Origin of the sequence: Cupriavidus sp. DF5525 (assembly GCF_040149425.2) — a bacterium.
In the GTDB taxonomy this organism is placed as follows: Bacteria; Pseudomonadota; Gammaproteobacteria; order Burkholderiales; family Burkholderiaceae; genus Cupriavidus; species Cupriavidus pickettii_A.
This window is the reverse complement of record NZ_CP168267.1, coordinates 1,244,496-1,263,054: the sequence shown is the minus strand read 5'-3', so window position 1 is coordinate 1,263,054 and position 18,559 is coordinate 1,244,496. Positions and strand designations below refer to the sequence as shown.

11 protein-coding genes are annotated in these 18,559 nt (G+C 58.3%); 9 read left to right on the top strand and 2 right to left on the bottom strand.

Translation table 11 applies throughout. The features are described 5' to 3' along the window. Window positions 1-314 precede the first annotated feature (314 nt). A complete protein-coding gene (locus ABNX08_RS40395) occupies window positions 315-1,490 on the top strand; it encodes a porin (RefSeq protein WP_349606481.1) in 1,176 nt (391 codons plus the stop codon). A 616-nt stretch (window positions 1,491-2,106) separates the two neighbouring features. Here the strand turns inward: ABNX08_RS40395 and ABNX08_RS40390 are convergent. Beyond that, window positions 2,107-3,123: a LacI family DNA-binding transcriptional regulator gene (locus tag ABNX08_RS40390; protein ID WP_349606479.1), complete on the bottom strand. Its 1,017-nt coding sequence runs from the start codon at window positions 3,121-3,123 to the stop codon at window positions 2,107-2,109. Between the two features lie 424 nt (window positions 3,124-3,547). Here ABNX08_RS40390 and ABNX08_RS40385 point away from each other — a divergent pair, with 424 nt between their 5' ends. From ABNX08_RS40385 to alr, 8 genes are all read left to right on the top strand, one after another. Then, complete coding sequence (locus ABNX08_RS40385) at window positions 3,548-5,110, top strand: ABC transporter substrate-binding protein (protein WP_349606477.1); 1,563 nt, start codon at window positions 3,548-3,550, stop codon at window positions 5,108-5,110. A 3-nt stretch (window positions 5,111-5,113) separates the two neighbouring features. After that, on the top strand, window positions 5,114-6,049 hold the full coding sequence (locus tag ABNX08_RS40380) for an ABC transporter permease (protein ID WP_349606475.1): 936 nt from the start codon (window positions 5,114-5,116) through the stop codon (window positions 6,047-6,049). Window positions 6,050-6,171: 122 nt separating this feature from the next. After that, the gene (locus tag ABNX08_RS40375; RefSeq protein WP_349606473.1) at window positions 6,172-7,014 is read left to right on the top strand and encodes an ABC transporter permease; all 843 of its coding nucleotides are present in this window, start codon (window positions 6,172-6,174) and stop codon (window positions 7,012-7,014) included. Next, window positions 7,011-7,826 carry an ABC transporter ATP-binding protein gene (locus ABNX08_RS40370; protein WP_349606471.1) on the top strand — a complete coding sequence of 272 codons (816 nt, stop codon included), beginning with the start codon at window positions 7,011-7,013 and terminating at the stop codon, window positions 7,824-7,826. The genes ABNX08_RS40375 and ABNX08_RS40370 overlap by 4 nt, the downstream gene beginning before the upstream one ends. A gap of 24 nt (window positions 7,827-7,850) precedes the next feature. Beyond that, window positions 7,851-8,660 carry an ATP-binding cassette domain-containing protein gene (locus ABNX08_RS40365; RefSeq protein WP_349606469.1) on the top strand — a complete coding sequence of 270 codons (810 nt, stop codon included), beginning with the start codon at window positions 7,851-7,853 and terminating at the stop codon, window positions 8,658-8,660. A 270-nt stretch (window positions 8,661-8,930) separates the two neighbouring features. Continuing rightward, window positions 8,931-11,045, top strand: a complete 2,115-nt coding sequence (locus ABNX08_RS40360) for a hydantoinase/oxoprolinase family protein (protein WP_349606467.1) — start codon at window positions 8,931-8,933, stop codon at window positions 11,043-11,045. Then, entirely contained in the window at window positions 11,042-12,874 is a 1,833-nt protein-coding gene (locus tag ABNX08_RS40355) for a hydantoinase B/oxoprolinase family protein (protein WP_349606465.1), read from the top strand. Before ABNX08_RS40360 ends, ABNX08_RS40355 begins: the two co-directional genes overlap by 4 nt. Window positions 12,875-12,885: 11 nt before the next feature. Then, a complete protein-coding gene (gene alr / locus ABNX08_RS40350; RefSeq protein ID WP_349606463.1) occupies window positions 12,886-14,022 on the top strand; it encodes an alanine racemase in 1,137 nt (378 codons plus the stop codon). Window positions 14,023-14,838: 816 nt separating this feature from the next. On the opposite strand, the gene ABNX08_RS40345 is transcribed toward alr, so the two are convergent. After that, entirely contained in the window at window positions 14,839-18,144 is a 3,306-nt protein-coding gene (locus ABNX08_RS40345) for an adenylate/guanylate cyclase domain-containing protein (protein ID WP_349606461.1), read from the bottom strand. Window positions 18,145-18,559 lie beyond the last annotated feature (415 nt).

Below are 18,559 nucleotides of genomic sequence, written 5' to 3'. Positions count from 1 at the left end.
GAAAAATACCGTTTGACATGGGATCAGCTTCCTCCTATCTTTCCGGCGATGAATCGATTCATAGCAATTCTTACTAGGAGTCAGGTAGGGAGGGCCGACGTGGGCGCCGAGCCCTTAAGTCTCCAATTGCGCCCCGCCCAGCCTCTATGAGGCTGGTGCCTCGCCTGTCGCCAGGGCGGCGACTAGGGCGCTGTCCCGCCGCCATTCCCTGCGATAGGAGGGGGCAAGAGGGGAATCTCGAAGACGGCGGCTGGACCGGAATGACACGTCAGTGTCTTGTCCGGTGAAGGCATTTCACTGGAGGAAACATAGAGATGAGTAAAACAAAGATCGCGCTGACGGCGCTGTGTACCGTTTCCGCGGCGACTGCACAGGCGCAGTCGAGTGTGACACTGTATGGTGTGCTTGATACACCAATTGAGTATGTCAATCACATGGCGAGTAGCCCGCCGACAGTCAATGCCGTGACGGGAGCTGTCACGCAGCAACCTGGTGGCAATCGCTTTTCGATAGTGAGCGGCGGCGCAATGGCTGGCCCGCGTTGGGGCCTTCGTGGTGTGGAGGATCTGGGTAACGGGCTGCAGGCGCTGTTCACTTTGGAGAGCGGTTTCGGTGTTGACAACGGCGTCTCGCAACAAGGGGGAAGACTGTTCGGGCGTGCGGCCTATGTTGGATTTAAGAAAACTGGTTTCGGCACTCTGACCTTTGGCCGCCAATATACGCCGATGTTCGACGTTTTCGCGAATTTCGGACCACTCACTTACGCGAACTTGTATGAACCCTCGGTGGCGCAGTTGGGCCCAGCGTTCCGGGAAGACAATATGCTCAAGTATGTCGGTGTCTTCGGTGGCCTTACTGCCGAAGCGCACTGGAGCTTCGGTACCGGTGTCGGTGCCATTGCTTCAACCCCTCTGGCAGGAGGAGGCGGGGGTGAAGTCCCCGGACATTTCCGCGATAACACCGGCTATGGTGCGGGTGTGTCGTACTTTTCAGGCCCATTCGGCGTAACTGTTGCGTATGACCAATGGAATCCCGCGGTGACGACCGGCAATGCGGGGAAAGCCAAGAAGGCTGGCGCCGCTATCAGCTATACACTTGGCCCGACAAAGCTCATGGCAGGTTACCGCTGGGGCGACACCAAGAATTCAGCGGACACCACGCTAGTGCGGGACGACTATTACTGGGTTGGCGCGAGCTACCAGGCGACCTCGACACTAGTTCTGAATCTGGGGTACTACTACGACAACTTGAAGACACTACGGGTCAGTTCTGCCGCGCCGGCAGTCAATCCCGCCAATCCGTGGCAAGTCAGTTTCGTGATGGACTATAACCTGTCCAAACGCACGGATGTTTATCTGACAATGGCTTATGTGAAGAATTCGGGGCTGAATTTCGACACCTCAGCAACAGGCTTCGCGAACGGTTACTTCCTGTCGCCGGGGCACAATAGCCAAGTCGGCGTAGCCGCTGGCCTTCGACATAAGTTCTGAGTGCCGATGAGTCTCCATCCCTGAGGGGCGCAATCGTGACCTCACCGGGAATTCATGGCCCTGCCGCGCGGTACGGGCCTTTTTTCAGTGGTGATGCGCCAGAGCCAAGAGCGTGAATACCTCGCCAACCGCTACGCATCGTCCATCGGACAACTTTGATGATCTGCACGGAATACGTACACAGGAGTGCTGGTTTGCTCAGCCCACACTGCCGGCCACGTAGGCGACCGAATGCCCGCGGCGGCCGGCGTACTGCGCTAGTCTGCAGGCCAGCAGGTCTCGCCGACGCCGGTCGGCGAACCGATTAAGGGGTGTCCGGTTGCGATCCAGTCCGACGGGGCAAAGTTGGTGATCTGCTTGTGATCAATGCCTCATCTGGCGAGGGCATCGAGATCTTCGACGGCGGCGTGGGGGCACTTGAGGCAGGTACGCTGCAACAGGCGAACGAGCTTGCGGTCGTTGCACACGACGAGAGCGCCGGCAGTGGCGCTGCACGCGGATGCGCAAGAGCCGCACCTGGCTCAAGACTCACCGCCGCTTACCTCATTGTTCCGGGATGGCGTTGATTACGCCGACCTTAATCCTGATTGGGAAACTATTCGGGAAAAGAGCAAGGCTATGCCGCATGCGTTTGGTTTCGCCGTAGAGAGGTGCGGGGGGCTCCGCATGATTCACGCACGATCATGTGCATGGGATGTATGGATCGTTTAATTCCAGAAAGAGGTGTGCCGTCGAGTTGGTAAAGGAGCATGTCAGCAGCTTCCCGACCAATCGCTCGCGGATCCTGCGTAACCACTGTCAGCGCGGGTGAGGAAATTCTAGCGTACTGATGGTCACCAATCGAGATGACAGAGAGATCGCCAGGTACAGATATCCCAAGCTCATGCGCTACCGCGAGCAGGGTAGCCGCGTCATTGAGCGGCGCTATCACCGCAGTCGGTCGAGTGGAGCTGGTTAGCAAATCGTGACATGCCTGTGCATCGAACTTCCCGGTCCGCAGTATCAGCGAAGGATCTGCGGCAATGCCATGGTTGGCGCACTCACGCGAAAATCCGCGAACCATCTCACGTCCCACCCATGTATTAGTATGGCCAGCTACAAGGGCGATTCGTCGGTGTCCAAGGGATGCAAGGAAGCGAGTGGCTTGGCGACAGCCATCAGCATGATCCGTCAAGACACAGTTGAACTCCCCGTGTGCATCGCGCTCCCATAGCACAACCGGAATATTCAGCTTATGGAGAATGCCGTAATACTCAGGCGTTTCGTCATCAGAGATTGCGGCAATGAAGCCATCGAGGCGCCGTTGCTTCAGGCCAGCAAGAATCGCTCCTTCGCGCTGCAGGTCGAAGTGAGAGTTCGCGATAAGCACTTCGAAGCCACGCTCCCGTAGCCGTTCCTCCGCCGCACTCACCATCTGCGCAGCCGTGTATTGGCCGATGTCAGAGATCAGACACCCAATGGTGCTTGAGCTTCCCTTGCGCATACTGCGGGCGACAACGTTAGGCACGAAGTTCAGCTGTGCCATCGCAGCCCGCACCGCTTCCTGAATCTCCGGCGCCACATTGTCTCGGCTGTTCAGCACACGGGACACCGAACCGACCGAGACTTTGGCTAGCCTTGCGACGTCCTGCACTGTAGGAGCACCTTGCGGAGACTTGCGGCTTCGTACAGCAGCAGGCTCGGATTTCGTTCTTTTTGTGTTGGTCATGTGACAGAGGGAAGGATTTCGTAGCGCCCGACGCGCGTGAATCGATGCACCAAATTATAGCCGTACCGTGTCGACCTTGACCTTTCGCCCTCCTGCGCGCGCACCTAGAGTGGGGTTAGATCAGCGCGATGTTGTCCGATGCACGAAAGGAACTAGCTAGGCACGTTGGAGAACGTTTTCGAGCGTGTACATGCATCAAAACAATGCATGAAGGATAGCTGAGACCCCGCGATCACCAGAAATCCGGGGGAGCTTAGGGTTTTCGCTACCGCCCGCTCCGTTGACTCGCGCAGCCGGTCCAACTATTCTAGGTGAATCGATTCACCGCGATGGCTAAGGAAAATCCCCCATGAGTATCGACAAGAAGAGACGAGACGTTTTACGTGCGGGCGTCGCGAGCGCCGCAGGCCTCTCGTTACCGTTTGCGTTTCTAGACCAGGCCATCGCCGCCAAGGGTGGCGTGCTGACGGTTGGGATTCCGAGCAACCCTCAGACCTTTGACCCCATCAATCAGCCGAACCACGATGTGATGGGTATCAACCAACTCATCTTCGAGAATCTGGTTGGCGTAGACGTGAACGGCCAGCGTATTCCGCAGCTAGCCCGGGCGTGGTCAACGTCGCCTGACAAGCTGACCTACACTTTCGACTTGCGACGCGAGGTTACCTTCCACAATGGCCAGCCATTCACATCGGCAGATGTGAAGTACAGCTTCGATTACGTGCGGGACCCCGCAAACAAGGCTTTTCGGCGCCCTTTCTGGACGGTCATCGAGTCGGTGTCGACCCCGAACGCCGAAACCGCGGTCATCAAGCTCAAACGCCCATACCGGCCCTTGCTGGACTATATGTCGAAGTACATGGGGATCTTCCCGGTGGGTAGTCGTGACAAGCTTTCCCCCGAGCACTTCAAGCAGTCGCCCGTGGGTGTGGGCACGGGGCCTGGAATCTTCGTGCAGGCTAAGGCAAACGATTTTGTCGAGCTCCGTCGCAATCCCGCGTATTGGGACAAGCGATTCCCGAACTGGGAAAGGGTCATTTTCCGCATCATCCCAGAAGAGTCGTCACGGCTCGCTTCGCTGATGTCTTCGCAGACACAGATCATCACCGCACCGCCGCCCCAAACTTTCCAGCAGGTCAGGAACGCTCCAGGGATCGTCGGGGAAAGCCGTCCTTCGCCGACAAGTCCCTTGATGATCTCGCTGAATACACGCAAGGCGCCGTTTGACGATCCTTCGTTCCGCCGGGCAATCGCGCACGTTCTCGACCGTACAAAAATCTGCCGCGACCTTTGTTACAACGCGGTTAAGCCCAGCAGTATGCCGTTCTCCTCGGACTCACCGTGGTTTGACGCCGGCTCAGCGGCAAGCATCAACTTCGACATGGAAAAGGCCCGCGCCGCGGTCAAGGCATCCAAGTACTCAAGTGGGGCTTCGTTCGATCTGATGTATGTTCAGCCGGCGTACCTGATTGACACATCATCGACCGCATTGTTTGTACAGGCGCAGTTGGCTTCCATCGGTGTTCGTGCGAATCTGAAACCGCTTGATTTTGGTCAGATGATTTCGCAAATGATGGTGGGCAATCACCAGGCTGTTCTGAGCGCTTACATCGCTCCTCCGGAACCCAGTTATCTTATCAACGCGCTGTTCCGCCCTACGGAAAGCCTATGGAAGTCAAGCGGATACGAGAGCAAGCAGTTCCTTGACTTGATCGATGAAAGCTACCTGGCCGACGATCCGAACGAGCTCAAGTCAATCTTCGCGAAGTTGCAGCAGGTGATCGCTCGCGACTGCCCCGCCGTTTGGATTGGTGTGCTAGAGGTCCAGAATCTCTTGCGCAGGGAGGTGAAGAACTTCAAGGTCAATACCGGCTTCTCGCTGGCTCTACGGGACGCAGAAGTGCGGGGCTAAAAAATGAGAGTGATTTCACGACTATTTTCGTCCGCGGCGCTACTGCTTATTGTAAGCGCCTTGCTCTTTGCAATGTGTCGCGCAACGCCTGTTTCACCGGCGCGACTGACGCTTGGCAGCGATGCCACCTCCGAGCAAATTGCGGCCTTCAATCAGCAGTATGGCCTTGACAAGCCCGTGGTGGTCCAGTTTACCAATTGGCTGGGCAGCGCATTGCAGCTCGACTTTGGAAAGTCCTATGTTTCCAATGAGAGCATCGGGCCGCAGATCGCCGAAACACTTCCGCGGACGGTCGAGCTGGTAACGATATCATTCATATTCACGGTTCTCGTATCCGTTACGCTCGGCACTATCGCGGCATTGAAAGAGGAGAGTTTGACGGATCATATCTTGCGCATTGTCGCGATCGTCGGACTATCGATACCGTCATTTTGGCTCGGCCTGATATTGATTCGCTATGTCGCATTGAAAACGTCCCTGTTTCCTGTAGGAGGCATTGGCCCATGGAGCGATGGGGCAGTTGAGCACATGATTGCGCTTGTTCTGCCAATGCTGACAATTTCCGTCTACTATATCTCGGTACTCAGCAGGCTGGTTCGGGCCAACATGGTCGATGTCCTTTCACAGGACTACGTGAGAACGGCACGGGCGCTTGGGATTTCTCAATCCCGAATCCGCTCCTATGCACTGAAGAACGCGCTCCCCTCGTTGGTCAGTACCGCTGCGATGAGCTACGGCTACATGTTTGGTTGGGCGCTGATCGTCGAGCAGATCTTTAACCTCCCTGGCGTTTCACGGGCCCTGCTGACGGCAATTTTTCAGCGCGACTATCCAACGGTACAAGCCATCGTGCTCGTCATCACGACCATCTTCATCGTATCGAACACTTGCGCCGACGTTCTCCAAGGTTATCTGGATCCGAGGACAAATAGAAAATGATGGCCAATTCGTCTTGCTCCACGACATCGGAAAGCCCCCGGGCTACCCCTGGCATCGTCCGGCGGGTCACCAACGCAGCCCGTACGCTCGCACGAGAGCCATCCGGGCTCGCGGGACTGGTCTTGATTTTGCTGCTGCTCGCGTTGGCGATCTGCGCACCCATTCTGCCGCTCCAGGACCCGCTGCAACTTTACGTCGAGCACCGCTTGCAGGCGCCAAGTGCTCAGTTTTGGTTCGGAACGGACCATGTAGGCCGCGATATATTGAGCCGCACAATCTGGGGGGCGCGGGCGTCGTTGTCGATCGGTGTCTGTGCAGTCTCCATCGGACTGGTCCTGGGAGCAATGGTTGGAATTATCGCGGGCTACAAGGCAGGGACTTGGGTAGAAGAGTTGCTGATGAAGCTGATGGAAGTATTCGCATCCATTCCACTGTTGATCTGGGCGATCGCGCTGGTTGGTATCACGGGAACAGGCACGCTGGAGCTAGGCAACATTTCGTTGACGAATGAAGCAAAGCTCGTGCTCCTGATCGGCGTCCTGTATGCGCCAGGCCTTGCGCGGCTGACGTTTAGCCTGGCCAAGGCTGAGGCCCAGGCAGAGTACGTCGCTGCGCGTCAGCTGCAAGGGGCGAGTTCTCTGCGAATCATGGCGACTGACATTCTGCCAAACGTCATCTCACCGGTACTGATCCAGGCGACGCTACTGCTTGGCGTCACGATCATCGTTGAGGCGTCTCTCAGCTTTATTGGCCTTGGCGTACAACCGCCGACGCCGAGTTGGGGAGCGATGCTGTCCGACGCTCGCGCACAGATTTTCTCGGACGCGTGGTGGGTTTTTATCTTTCCAGGCACCGCAGTCTTCCTGAGCGTGTTTGCGTTCAATTTGGTCGGTGATTCCTTGCGGACGATCCTGGACCCGCGTCGCCGCCAGCGTGGTTTCGACGCACCGGGGAGGGCACAATGAGCAAGACGCTTCTGTCTATTGAAGATCTGCGGGTGACGTATGGCCGAGGCCGAGATGCAGCGGAAGTGCTGCACGGTCTCAATCTTAGCGTCCGAGCCGGCGAAGCTATTGGTCTTGTCGGCGAATCTGGATCCGGAAAGAGTGTCGCATCCCTGGCAGTGATGAAGCTGCTTGGCAATGCCGGCTGGATCAATGGCGGAAGGATTTCTTTCGAGGGAGAGGATCTAGCTCAGGTCAATGAACTGCGTATGCGGACGCTTCGTGGCAGTCGGCTGTCGATGATCTTTCAGGATCCCGCAACAGCGCTGAATCCTGTGTTTACCATTGGCACGCAGCTGTCTGATGTCGTGCGTGCCCATCGGCAGTTGCGAGGCTCGGCAATCGACAGGGAAGTGGAGTCAATTCTCGAGCAGGTCGGATTCAGAGATCCACGGCGAGCGATGAAGGCGTATCCCCATGAGCTGAGTGGAGGGATGAAGCAAAGAGCGATGATCGCTGCCGCGATCGTGTGCAAGCCAGCTCTGCTCATCGCGGACGAGCCCACGACGGCACTTGACGTGACCGTTCAGAAGCAGATCGTAGACTTGCTAAGAACTCTCGTCTCGGACTTGAACCTTGGGCTTGTGTTCATCACCCACAATCTCGATCTGATGGCTGAGTTGTGTTCCCGAGCGGTGGTATTGCGACACGGGAGCGTGGTCGAGGAAGGGGATGTGAGTGACATTTTTCTGCGTCCGTCACATGAGTATACGCGCCAGCTTATTGCGAGCATTCCGCGGCTGCCCAGCGTCAGCACGGCACGTTTGAGCTAACTACGGAGGGTGGCGGTGACCACTATGAAGTCGACTGAAGAAGTCCTTTTTCGACTCGAGCATGTTGAGAAGTCCTACCCGATGGCACGATCCCATCTCGAAGGGCTTTTCAACAGAAAGCGCTTCTTTGCCGTGTCTGACCTGAGTCTCGAGGTCGCAAAGGGTGATTCCCTGGCGATCGTTGGCGAAAGCGGCAGCGGGAAATCGACCGTGGCGCGTCTGATGGTGGGGCTGACGGAGGCAACCGGCGGTAGCATTTCCTATCGAGACGTTCCTCTGCCAAAGATGTCGTCCGGTCAACGGCACAACTATCGGCAGCACGTGCAGATGGTGTTCCAGAGCACGATGAATTCGCTGAATCCACGCAAGTCGATCTTGACCTCCCTACGTGAGGCAATCGGGAAGAATGGTGTCCCGGTCGATGAACTGTTGGATATGGTGTGTCTGCCGCGTACGGTACTTGGAAGATTGCCCCATCAGCTTTCGGGGGGGCAACGCCAACGTGTCGGGATTGCCCGAGCATTGGCACGACGCCCAGAACTCGTGGTGGCAGATGAGCCGACATCGGCGCTCGACGTGTCGATTCAATCGGAAATCATCCGGCTGCTGCGGGACTTGCATCAAAGTGCAGGTGTGACGCTTGTCGTCATCAGCCATGACCTGGCGATGGTGGGCGAGCTCTGTGACCGCGTTGTCGTCATGCAGCATGGACGCATTGTTGAGGAGGGCAATGCAGCAGATATCCTGTCGGCGCCGAAGGATCGTTATACGGCTGAGTTGTTGTCGGCCATCCCGCGAGGCATTCACGCCCTGGAAGAGAGGCGTGCAGGCTGACGGTGATTTTTTAGGCGGTAAGGACATATGCAGCACAGGCTTTGCGCGGACTGGATTAGACGCGCGGAGCCCTCAAGACCGAGGCCTTCTGACGCGCCGGGTGGGGCATGCAGGCGATCAGGAAAATCCCAAAGCGCCATCACGGCGCTTTAAAAAATTCAGTTGATGAATCGATTCACCGATGCTATGGTGAGGTGTATGGAGTGTGGGTTAGAGCGACGCAGCTACTTGTCAACGGGGTACTGCATTAACTACTGAGCAAGGTGTGTAATGGCTGAAAGACAGTTTCGGGCAGGTGTCGATATCGGCGGGACGTTCACGGATATCGTGCTAATCAGCGACGACGGCGTAGTTCATACGAAGAAGGTGTCTTCGACACCGAGCGACTACGGTCTCGCGATCGTGACGGGCCTACAGGCTCTTCTGGCGTCCCTGGGTGCGCACCCTGGTCAAGTGACAGAACTTGTGCACGCGACGACGGTAGCGACCAACACAGTGTTGGAAGGAAAAGGCGCAAAAACCGCATTGGTGACGACGCGTGGCTTCCGTGATGTGGTGGAGATTGGTCGACTGCGGGTACCGATGCTCTACAACCTCGCGTACAAGAAGCCCACGCCCTTGGCCAAGCGCAGGCACCGCTACGAGGTGGATGAACGCCTGCGTGCCGATGGCTCGGTCGAGACGCCTCTGGACGAAGCGGCTGTACTGGAAATCGGACTCCAGATCGCGAGCGAAGGAATCGAAGCGGTTGCCATCAGCCTCATTCACGCGTATGCCAATCCGCAGCATGAGATCCGCGTGCGCGATCTTCTGCGTAGCACCTTGGGGGACAAGGTCTATCTGACATGCTCGCACGAGATTCTGCCTGAGATTCGTGAGTACGAGCGGACCAGCACGACTGTCGTCAATGCGTACCTCGGGCCGGTGGTGGTGAGCTATCTGAATTCGCTGATCGACAAGCTGCGCGCGATCGGGATGAAGGGGCCGGTCCAGATCATGCACTCCAACGGCGGCGTGATGAGTGCGGAAAGCGTGATGCAAAAGCCGGCGGCGATCATCGAGTCGGGCCCAGCAGCTGGCGTCATTGCGGGTGCGTCGGTCGCCAAGGCGTCCGGCTATGCTGACTGCATCACGGTGGATATGGGCGGCACCACGGCGAAGGCAGCAATCATTGAACAAGGTGAGCCAGCTCGTACCACCGAGTACGAAGTGGGGGCCGGTATCAATGTCAGCAGCAAGCTCGTGAAGGGTGGTGGCCACGCAGTGAAGCTGCCGTTCATCGATGTGTCCGAGATCGGGGCGGGCGGCGGCAGCATGGTCCGTATCGATGCGGGCGGTCTGGTGAAGGTCGGACCGGACTCGGCAGGCTCGGTTCCTGGTCCGGTGGCCTACGACGCAGGCGGCACGACACCGACGCTCACCGATGCGGTGCTTACCCTGGGCTATCTCAATCCCGAGTACTTGGCGGGCGGTGAACTTCCGGTAAACCAGCAGAAGGCCCGGGACGCTCTACTGACGCAGATTGCGCAGCCGACAAACACCGAACTGCATGAGGCCGCCTACGGAGTCTTCTCGATTGCAGCGTCGACGATGACACGTGCGGTGAAAGCCGTTTCGACATATCGCGGTCGCGACCCGCGTGAGTTTGCACTGTTCGCCTTCGGTGGCAATGGCCCAATCATCGTCCACGCGATTGCCGAGTTGCTTGACATGCGTACTGTGATCGTGCCTCCCAGCCCGGGCGTGTTTAGTGCACTGGGGCTTCTCTTCTCCACCACCCAGCATGAGTTCACCCAGACGATGTTCTGCCGGCTTGGCGAGGCCGCAGGTGCGCAGATCGGCAACGCCCTGGAAGATCTGGTCGCCGTGGCTACGAATGATCTGGTCGCGAAAGGCAAGGCACGAAGCGATATTGAAGTGGCCTGCTCCCTGGATCTACGCTACGCAGGGCAGGCATACGAACTGACTGTTCCGATTAGCTGGTGGCCGGGCGACAAGGTCAATGTCAGCGAGATCACAGCCGCTTTCCACGCCGAGCATGAGCGTACCTACGGGCATGCGTCGAAGGAAGACGCTGTCGAGTTGGTGAATCTGCGCGCCGCGGCGAGTCTTCTTTCAGAGAAGGCCCGCTCTTATGACGCACGGCGAGCGGGCGGCAGCCGGGCCCCCGATGCAAAACGTCGCTCGCGTCGCGCGTACTTCGGGAAGAAGGACGGTTTTATTGATACGCCGGTCATCTCGCGCACCGTGCTGCGAAGTGGTGTCAGCGTCGGCCCGCTCATCGTTGAGGAATACGACTCGACCTGTGTGATTCCGCCAGGCGCGACCGCGTTCGTCGACGAGAACGAAAACATTGTCATCACCCTCCCGGAGCAAAAAGCATGAAGACCGCCGACAACTCTACTTCGGCCGACAGCGCGATCACCCTTGAGATCGTCAAGAACGCGCTCAGCTCGATTGCCGACGAAATGGCTCTCGTAGTGCTGCGATCCGCCTATTCGCCGATCGTACGTGATTCCATGGACTTCTCGACGGCGGTGTTCGACCACGCTGGCCGGGCAATCGCCCAGGGCCTGACGCTGCCTATCCATTTGGGCGCATTCCCGGCGGCGATGCGAAACGTCGTGGAACGCTATGGAAAGTCCGGCAAGCCGAACGACGTCTACATCATGAATGATCCGTACACCTCCGGTGGTATGCATTTGCCGGATGTGTATCTGATTCAGCCGGTGTTTCATGATGGAAGGATCGGTGGCTACGCTGCTACGATCGTCCACCATACCGATATCGGTGGCATGGCTCCCGGCAGCATGGCGATCGGCGCGACCGAGATCTTCCAGGAAGGCCTGCGTATCCCGTTGATGAAGCTTGTCGATGGCGGGGAGGTGAATGAGACACTCATGACCCTGCTGGAAACCAATTCGCGTATGCCCGACCAGCTTCGTGGGGACATTCGCGCCCAGATTGCTTCGTGCAGGGCAGGGTCGCGTGGGCTGCAGCAGTTGTTGGAGAAGTACGGCTACGACGGCTTCAATGAGCTCGTGGAGGCGCTGCATAGCTACGCGGATCGCCTTACGCGGCAAGCGATTTCTGCCATGCCGGACGGTGACTATTATTACGAGGACTACATCGATGGGCTCGGAAACCATCCCGATCCTATCCTGTTCCGTGTCAAGATCACAGTGGCGGGGGATGAAGTCACGATCGATTGGACCGGTACGGCGGGCCAGGTTCAGGGTGCGATCAACGGTCCCTTCGCCACCACCCAATCCGTTGCCTATGCGGCGGTTCGGACGGCGATCGGTGTGGATGTTCCGAACTGCGAGGGTTTCTCACGGGCTGTCAAGGTATATGCGGAGGAAGGTTCCATCGTCAACCCGGTTGAACCGGCAGCTTGTGCGGCGCGAGGTATCATGGCTTACCGCATGTTCGATGTCTTGCAGGGTGCGTTTGCGCAAATTGTTCCCGACATCATTCCAGCACCGGGCGAGGGCGGTCCATCCGTGATCTCGATCTCGGGACGGGGTACCGACGGTAACTGGCTCATTACGGACGGCGTCCTCGGAAGCTGGGGCGGCGGCGGGCGTCGCGATGGCATCGAAGGGATCGCCAATCCCCTTGGCAACCTGTCGAACCAACCGATCGAACTGATCGAGGCCAGACTGCCGATCAAGATTACTGACTACAGCTTCGTGAATGATTCGGGTGGCGCCGGTAAGCACCGCGGCGGCCTTGCTATGCGGCGAACCTATGAAATGCTTGCTGACGATGTACAGCTCGGATTGCGGTCTGACCGTCGCATTCATCGACCACTTGGCGCCAAGGGGGGACTCAACGGTACCCCCTCGCTCAATATTCTGACGCGAAATGGAAACTCGACCCTGCTGCCAAGCATGCCGAACTCTGTTTCGAAACTCGACCTCGGGGACCAGGTGTGTCACATCGCCGCTGGCGGTGCTGGGTATGGCAATCCCCTGGAGCGGGACGCGGAAGCGGTCCTTGAGGATGTTCTGGACGATCGGATCTCCGTGCGCATGGCTCAGGACGTCTATGGCGTTGTGGTCGACAGCGGCCTGAAGGAGGTCAACTTGGCACAGACGGCTGCCCTGCGGGCCTCGTTGCAGACGCTGTCGACGGATGCGCTAATTGATCGACAGGACGAGCAGTTTTTCGAGGCGAATGGCATTCCTCCGTCTATCTCGTCCCAGCTTTGAATAGGGTGACCATGCGAGAGTTTGAGTTGAGTGAACGCGAGGTGCAGCTGTTACGGCCTGCCTGGGCTGAGATCAACTGGGGAGCATTGCGTTCCAATTTGGCGGTCGCCCGTAAGCTGGTAGGCAACGACGTAGAGATTTACTTTGTTTGCAAGGGCGATGGCTTCGGTTTTGGCGCAGCTCGTGTAGCAAAGCTGGCTGCGGAGGCGGGTGTTGACGCGCTTTGTGTCGGAAGTCCGGAGGAGGGCCTTGCGATCCGCAAGGCCGGTATTGAGAAGGAAATCCTGCTCTTTGCGTCTACGCTTCCCGAGGATGCCGCTCGCGTAGCGTCGCTGGGGCTGACGGTAACGATCCAGAGCATGGAGAGCCTGCGAGCTTTCATCTCCGCTGGGGTCCCGGTAGATGCTTTTCTTGAGATCGATCCTGGATTCGGTCGCTTTGGCTTCCTTCCGTCGCAATGGGGTGTAGCGCTCAGGGCGCTTGCCGCGCAGTCGACCGTACGGCTCAAGGGCATCTACACCCATTTGAGTTCGCCGGGCGATGAAGTCGTAACGGAGAGGCAGGCCGGCGTCTTCAACGCTGCGCTGGCGGACGCGAGTGCGGCCGGCTTCAACGATGTGGTGACGATGCTGGCGAGTTCGCGAGTCATGATCGCGCATCCTCAACTGAGTTATCGGGCGGTGGATCCCGGCCGTCTCCTGTACGGTGCCCTTGACCATGAATGGATGAGCCGCGCGGATCTTACACCGATGATGCACGCCATTCGGGGTCGCGTCATTCATGTACAGGAGCACCCCGCTGGATCAGTGCTAGGCATCGGGTATTCAGCGCCTATCCGCCTGGAACGAACTGTGCGAGTGGGCGTCGTGCCGATCGGCTTCGGTGATGGACTCAATCACGTCCCGCCATTGGGACGAGTATTGGTCCAAGGTCGGGAGGCGCCTGTGATGGGGCGCCGCTCGCTGCAGCATACCGTCGTCGATCTCACCGACATTCCGCAGGCCGGCATCGGAAGCATTGTCACGTTCCTCGGGGCGGATGGAGGCCAGGAAATCACCATTGATGAACTAGCTGAGGCGTTCAACGTACCGGTGCTGGAGTTGATTCCGAGACTCGCGCGTAGTCTGCCGCACATCTCCGTGCAGTAACGAATAGGCGTTGGTATTGACGCAGGTGAGGTGAACGGTGTACATCGTGGCAGTCCGTTCGCTACTCCCGCCGAGTGCGCCTCGGCGCCGTGGCCGATGAGCGATACGGACGCTCTGTAAAGACCTTTCTCGCCTGCGCTGATAGACCCCCAGCGCGGGATTTCACCGGTCCGGCATCGTACCCGGGATGTCGGGCTCTTTTTCGCCTCGGTAAGGGATATGGAGGCATTCGACTCCACCACGACTCGAAACCGCGTCGGAAACCGACCCGCCGAGCGCGAGCCTCGATGCGCATTCGACGGACGAGAGCACGCGCATTTTGATGGTCTCCTACAAGATCATTGGCAACAACCTGGGCCCGTACACGATTGCGTAGTGGATCGCCAGGCCATCGTCAGTCGCAACACAGCCTCGCGGTTGCAGGATCTTCCGATGCGTTTGGCAGTTGTCCACGGATCTCCCGCTCGATGTCATAGGATCGCCGATTTGCACCAGGGCCTGTTCGGTGCCTTAGGTTGATTCCTTCTGGAGTTGCGACGTGACCTGCCGCCCGCGCTCGCTTCGCAGTTCCCGTGGCGGACTGAGTCCCGTGCTGCACGCACCTGGCAGTTGACGGCGCAGGCCGTCCACTGCGGCTGATCATCCCCGAAGGATTGGTTGCCACATCTCGTGTGCCGGAGAAGGTCGTGCAGTTGGCGCACCGGAGCGGTTATCGCCGACAAGGGTTACGACGCCGATGCCCTGGTGAAGACGCGCCTGACTGTCAGCGGAGTGCTCTCCGTCGGAAATCGTCAGTCGAGCCCGTCGAGCATCATTCTAGTGAGCTTCATTTTTGCCTATTTGCCGCCATAAGCGTGCCAAGCTCCGAGCTGCGCGAACCTCAAGCGTCTTAGCACTGTCCCGGCGAGCTATCTCTATTGCTTGATGAAAACAGGCTTCCGCTTCGGGATCGATGGACAAGTGGCGCTGATTAGATTGATCGAGAAGCAATTTGCCTCTCAGGCGATATAGCTCCGCTTCGTAGTAGCGTTCCCCATTTCTATCAGCGATTTCAAATGCCTCGGTCAACACTTTTAGTCCTGGCTGTGGCTGCCTCGCATTCCCATACGTTTGGGCCAATAGGGCTAGGAGATATGGCCGCGCCAACTCGGCGCCATTTGCTTGGTATGCGGACAAACCTTGGCGTATTTGCGCGATGCCCTGCTTACGCCCTCCCATCTCAGCAACCGCCCAGCCTTTTAGGATGGTTCCCCATGCGTTCCAGAACGGAAATCCTTGTTCGGCGGAGAGCGCGAGGGCCGCATCAGCGCACTCTCGGACCAGATTTACCTCATGTCGCCATTGATGAATGCCAGCTGCGAAAATGAGGGCGCTTGCGAGGCTAAATGGGTGAGCAAGCCGATTCGCTAGTGCCTGCGCCTCTTGTGCTTGTTTGCTGGCGTGAGCCGGGAAGCCCAAGAGCCACAATGTCCATGCCAACAAGCTAAGGCCGCGCACCCCGGGATCGGTCCCATATAATGCGACATGAGTGGGATGTTGTTCGGTGTCATAATAAGCAAGCCCTTGCTCCAAGTGAGTGCGTGCCATGGGAAGCTCGCTCAAAAAAAACGAGGATGCTCCCAATGCTATATGTGCTTGCGCGAGCAACACCGGATCCTGTGTGGGCACAGCAAGGTCAAGCAGTTCCTGGGCTAGTTTGTATGCTGTTTCATGCTGTCCGTGAGATAGAAAAAACATGCGCAATCCCGACTTTACCTTGAAGAGCTGCTGGGATTCACTACTTGAGTCGCACAGAGTAAGAGCACGGGTATAGTTGGACTTTACCTCAGACGCTGCATAGCCCCGCACGGCAATTAAGGCCTGCCCGAGCGTGAAGCGTAAATTCAGCTCTAAGGGCGCTCGTTCAGACGTGTCAGGCAGGCAATTGAGCAGATCCAGAGCTGTACTTAGGTGACGGACAGCGTCAAGATTAGCTGACCGGTCGACGGCTTGGCGCCCGGCGCAATGCAGATACTCCACGGCTTTGGGGATGTTGCGGCTGAGGCTGTAGTGATGGGCCAGTTCGCTGCAGTGGTCTTTCAGCTGAGAATGGAAAAGGGCTTCGATGGCCCGGCCAGTGCGTTCGTGCAACGCAGAGCGCTGTTCCAAGAGCAAGGAGTTGCCGGCGACTTCCTGTGTGAGGGCGTGCTTAAACGCATACTCGACCTCGGGGAAGGCAGGTCGCCCGTAGATAAACTCCGCGGCCTGCAGGCCGGTCAGCAGAGGATACAGGCACTCTTCCGACTGTCCGGCAACTTGCCGGATCAAGCTCAAAGGGAACTCCTTGCCGATCACGGCCAAGGTTTGCAGCAGTTCCTTCTGCGCGCGTGGCAGCCGATCTATGCGTGCGGCGAGCACGCCCTGTACTGTGGTCGGAATATGCAGCGCGGCTGGGGTTTCTTCGATGCGGTAATGGCCCGGTGTACCGAGCAGCGCATTTTGCTCGGCCAGCGTCTGGACGACCTCCTCCATAAAAAAGGGATTCCCCTCGGTCTTTTCCATGATGAGCTGCTTGAGCGGCCCGAGGCCGGAGTCATCGCCCAACAAGACACTGAGCAAGTCCTGCGCCTCGCCTGAACCCAAAGGAATGAGCCTGACTTCAGTGCAATTGTCCCTGTGCCTCCAGGCGAGCCAATACTCGGGCCGGTAGTTTACGAGAAGGAGGATTCGGGCGTCCGCTACCCGATCAATGAGGAAAGCGAGGAATGCTTCGGTCTCGCTATCCAGCCATTGCAGGTCCTCAAATAGGACTTCGACAGGTTGATTGCAGCTCTCGCGCACTAGCAGGCGCGTGATGGCGTGGAACGTCCGCTCTCGCCGGAGAGCGGCACCCATGTCCGCCAGTTCAGAGTCGCCTTCGCTGATACCCAGCAGTTGAAGCAGGTAGGGCAAAAGGTCTTCCAGGCTGCGCTCTAGAGTGAGCACCTTACCCGTAACCTTTTCGCGACACTGTTTCTCGCTGTCCTGGGCGGTAATCTGAAAATAGTTCCTCAAGAGTTCGATGAGCGGCAAATACGCAAAGGCTTTGCCGTGCGACACCGAGAAGGTCTCCAGCACCAGGCAGCTCTGCGAGCGCGCCTTGAACTCGTGAAATAGCCGCGATTTGCCAACCCCCGCTTCCCCCGCCACCGCAACGATCTGCCCGTGTCCGGCCGTGCACAGATCTAGCGCTCGGTGCAGTGCCTGCAGTTCGGCCTGGCGGCCCACGAAATGGGCCAGGCCGCGGTGCGCCGCCACTTGCAAGCGCGTGCGCACCGCGCCCAGTCCCAGCATTTCGTAGACCGCCAGTGGCTTGGGGATACCTTTGACCTGAGCCTCGCCCAGCGCCTTGAACTCGAAATACCCTTCGGCGAGTTTGTGCGTCGCTTCGCTGACGAGGATGGACGCGGGCGCGGCCATGGTCTCCATCCGCGAGGCAATGTGGATCGTGTGTCCTACCGGGTCATAGTCAGTGTGCAAGTCGTCCTTGCGGATCGAGCGCACCACTACTTCGCCCGTGTGGACGCCCACCCGGATCTGCAGTGAGATGCCTTGCTCCAGGCGAAGCCGGTCACTGTGCCGGTGCATCGCCGCCTGCATGCGCAGCGCCGCATACAGCGCCCGCTGCGGGTGGTCCTCGTGGGCAATGGGCGCGCCGAACAGCGCTAGTATTCCGTCGCCCAATGACTTTGCGACGTAGCCCTCATAGTAATGTACGGCCTCCATCATCATCTCGATAACGGGGGCGATCAGGCCGTAGGCCTCTTCAGGGTCCCGGTCGTGAATAAGCGCAGTCGAGCCCGCCATGTCGGCAAACAGAACGGTAATGGTCTTGCGTTCGCCGGCTGTCTTGCCTCGGGCCTCCAGGGCGGCTTGTTCGGCCCAAATGCGCTCGGCCAGGTAGGGAGGGGTGTAGTGAATAGGGGCAACAGGTAATGCTTGCGGTAATTCGCTGACGGGCTCGCCGCACGCATTGCAAAAGCGTGCCGTCGGATCGAGTGCATGGCCACAACGCAGGCAAACGCGCACCAGCCTGTTGCCGCACTGCTGACAGAAATTGGCGCCAACGGCATTTTCGAACGCGCATTTTGTGCACTGCGCCATGGGAGCCTCCTTCGGACCTCCTTCAGTCCATTAGATGCCCCATTGCCGTCTATCGCAAGGCCGTAGCTATCGCTGAGTGACGCCGTGCAAGGGCCGAGCCGTTATACCGTGGCAGCGGGTGACAAGGAGGCGGCGTTGACTGTGATCGCCAAGGTCAAAGCACGTTTTGCCCCCTTGGAGGGCGCTCGCATTGCCAAGTCTCTTGGTAGGCTTGCTATGGGATAAAACGCAATTAATCGCCTGGCTCAAACTACAAGCTCAGACATGCTGGCTTACAAGGGGTGGGGCAGTCGTCGGCCGTCACTACTTTCAGCGGTTCAGCTTGACCGGCTTTGACGGCCCGACCTAGAAGGGGGCCATCTTTCCGTGTCTAAACATGACGACATAAGTATTGCAGCATGTATGATTGCGTGGT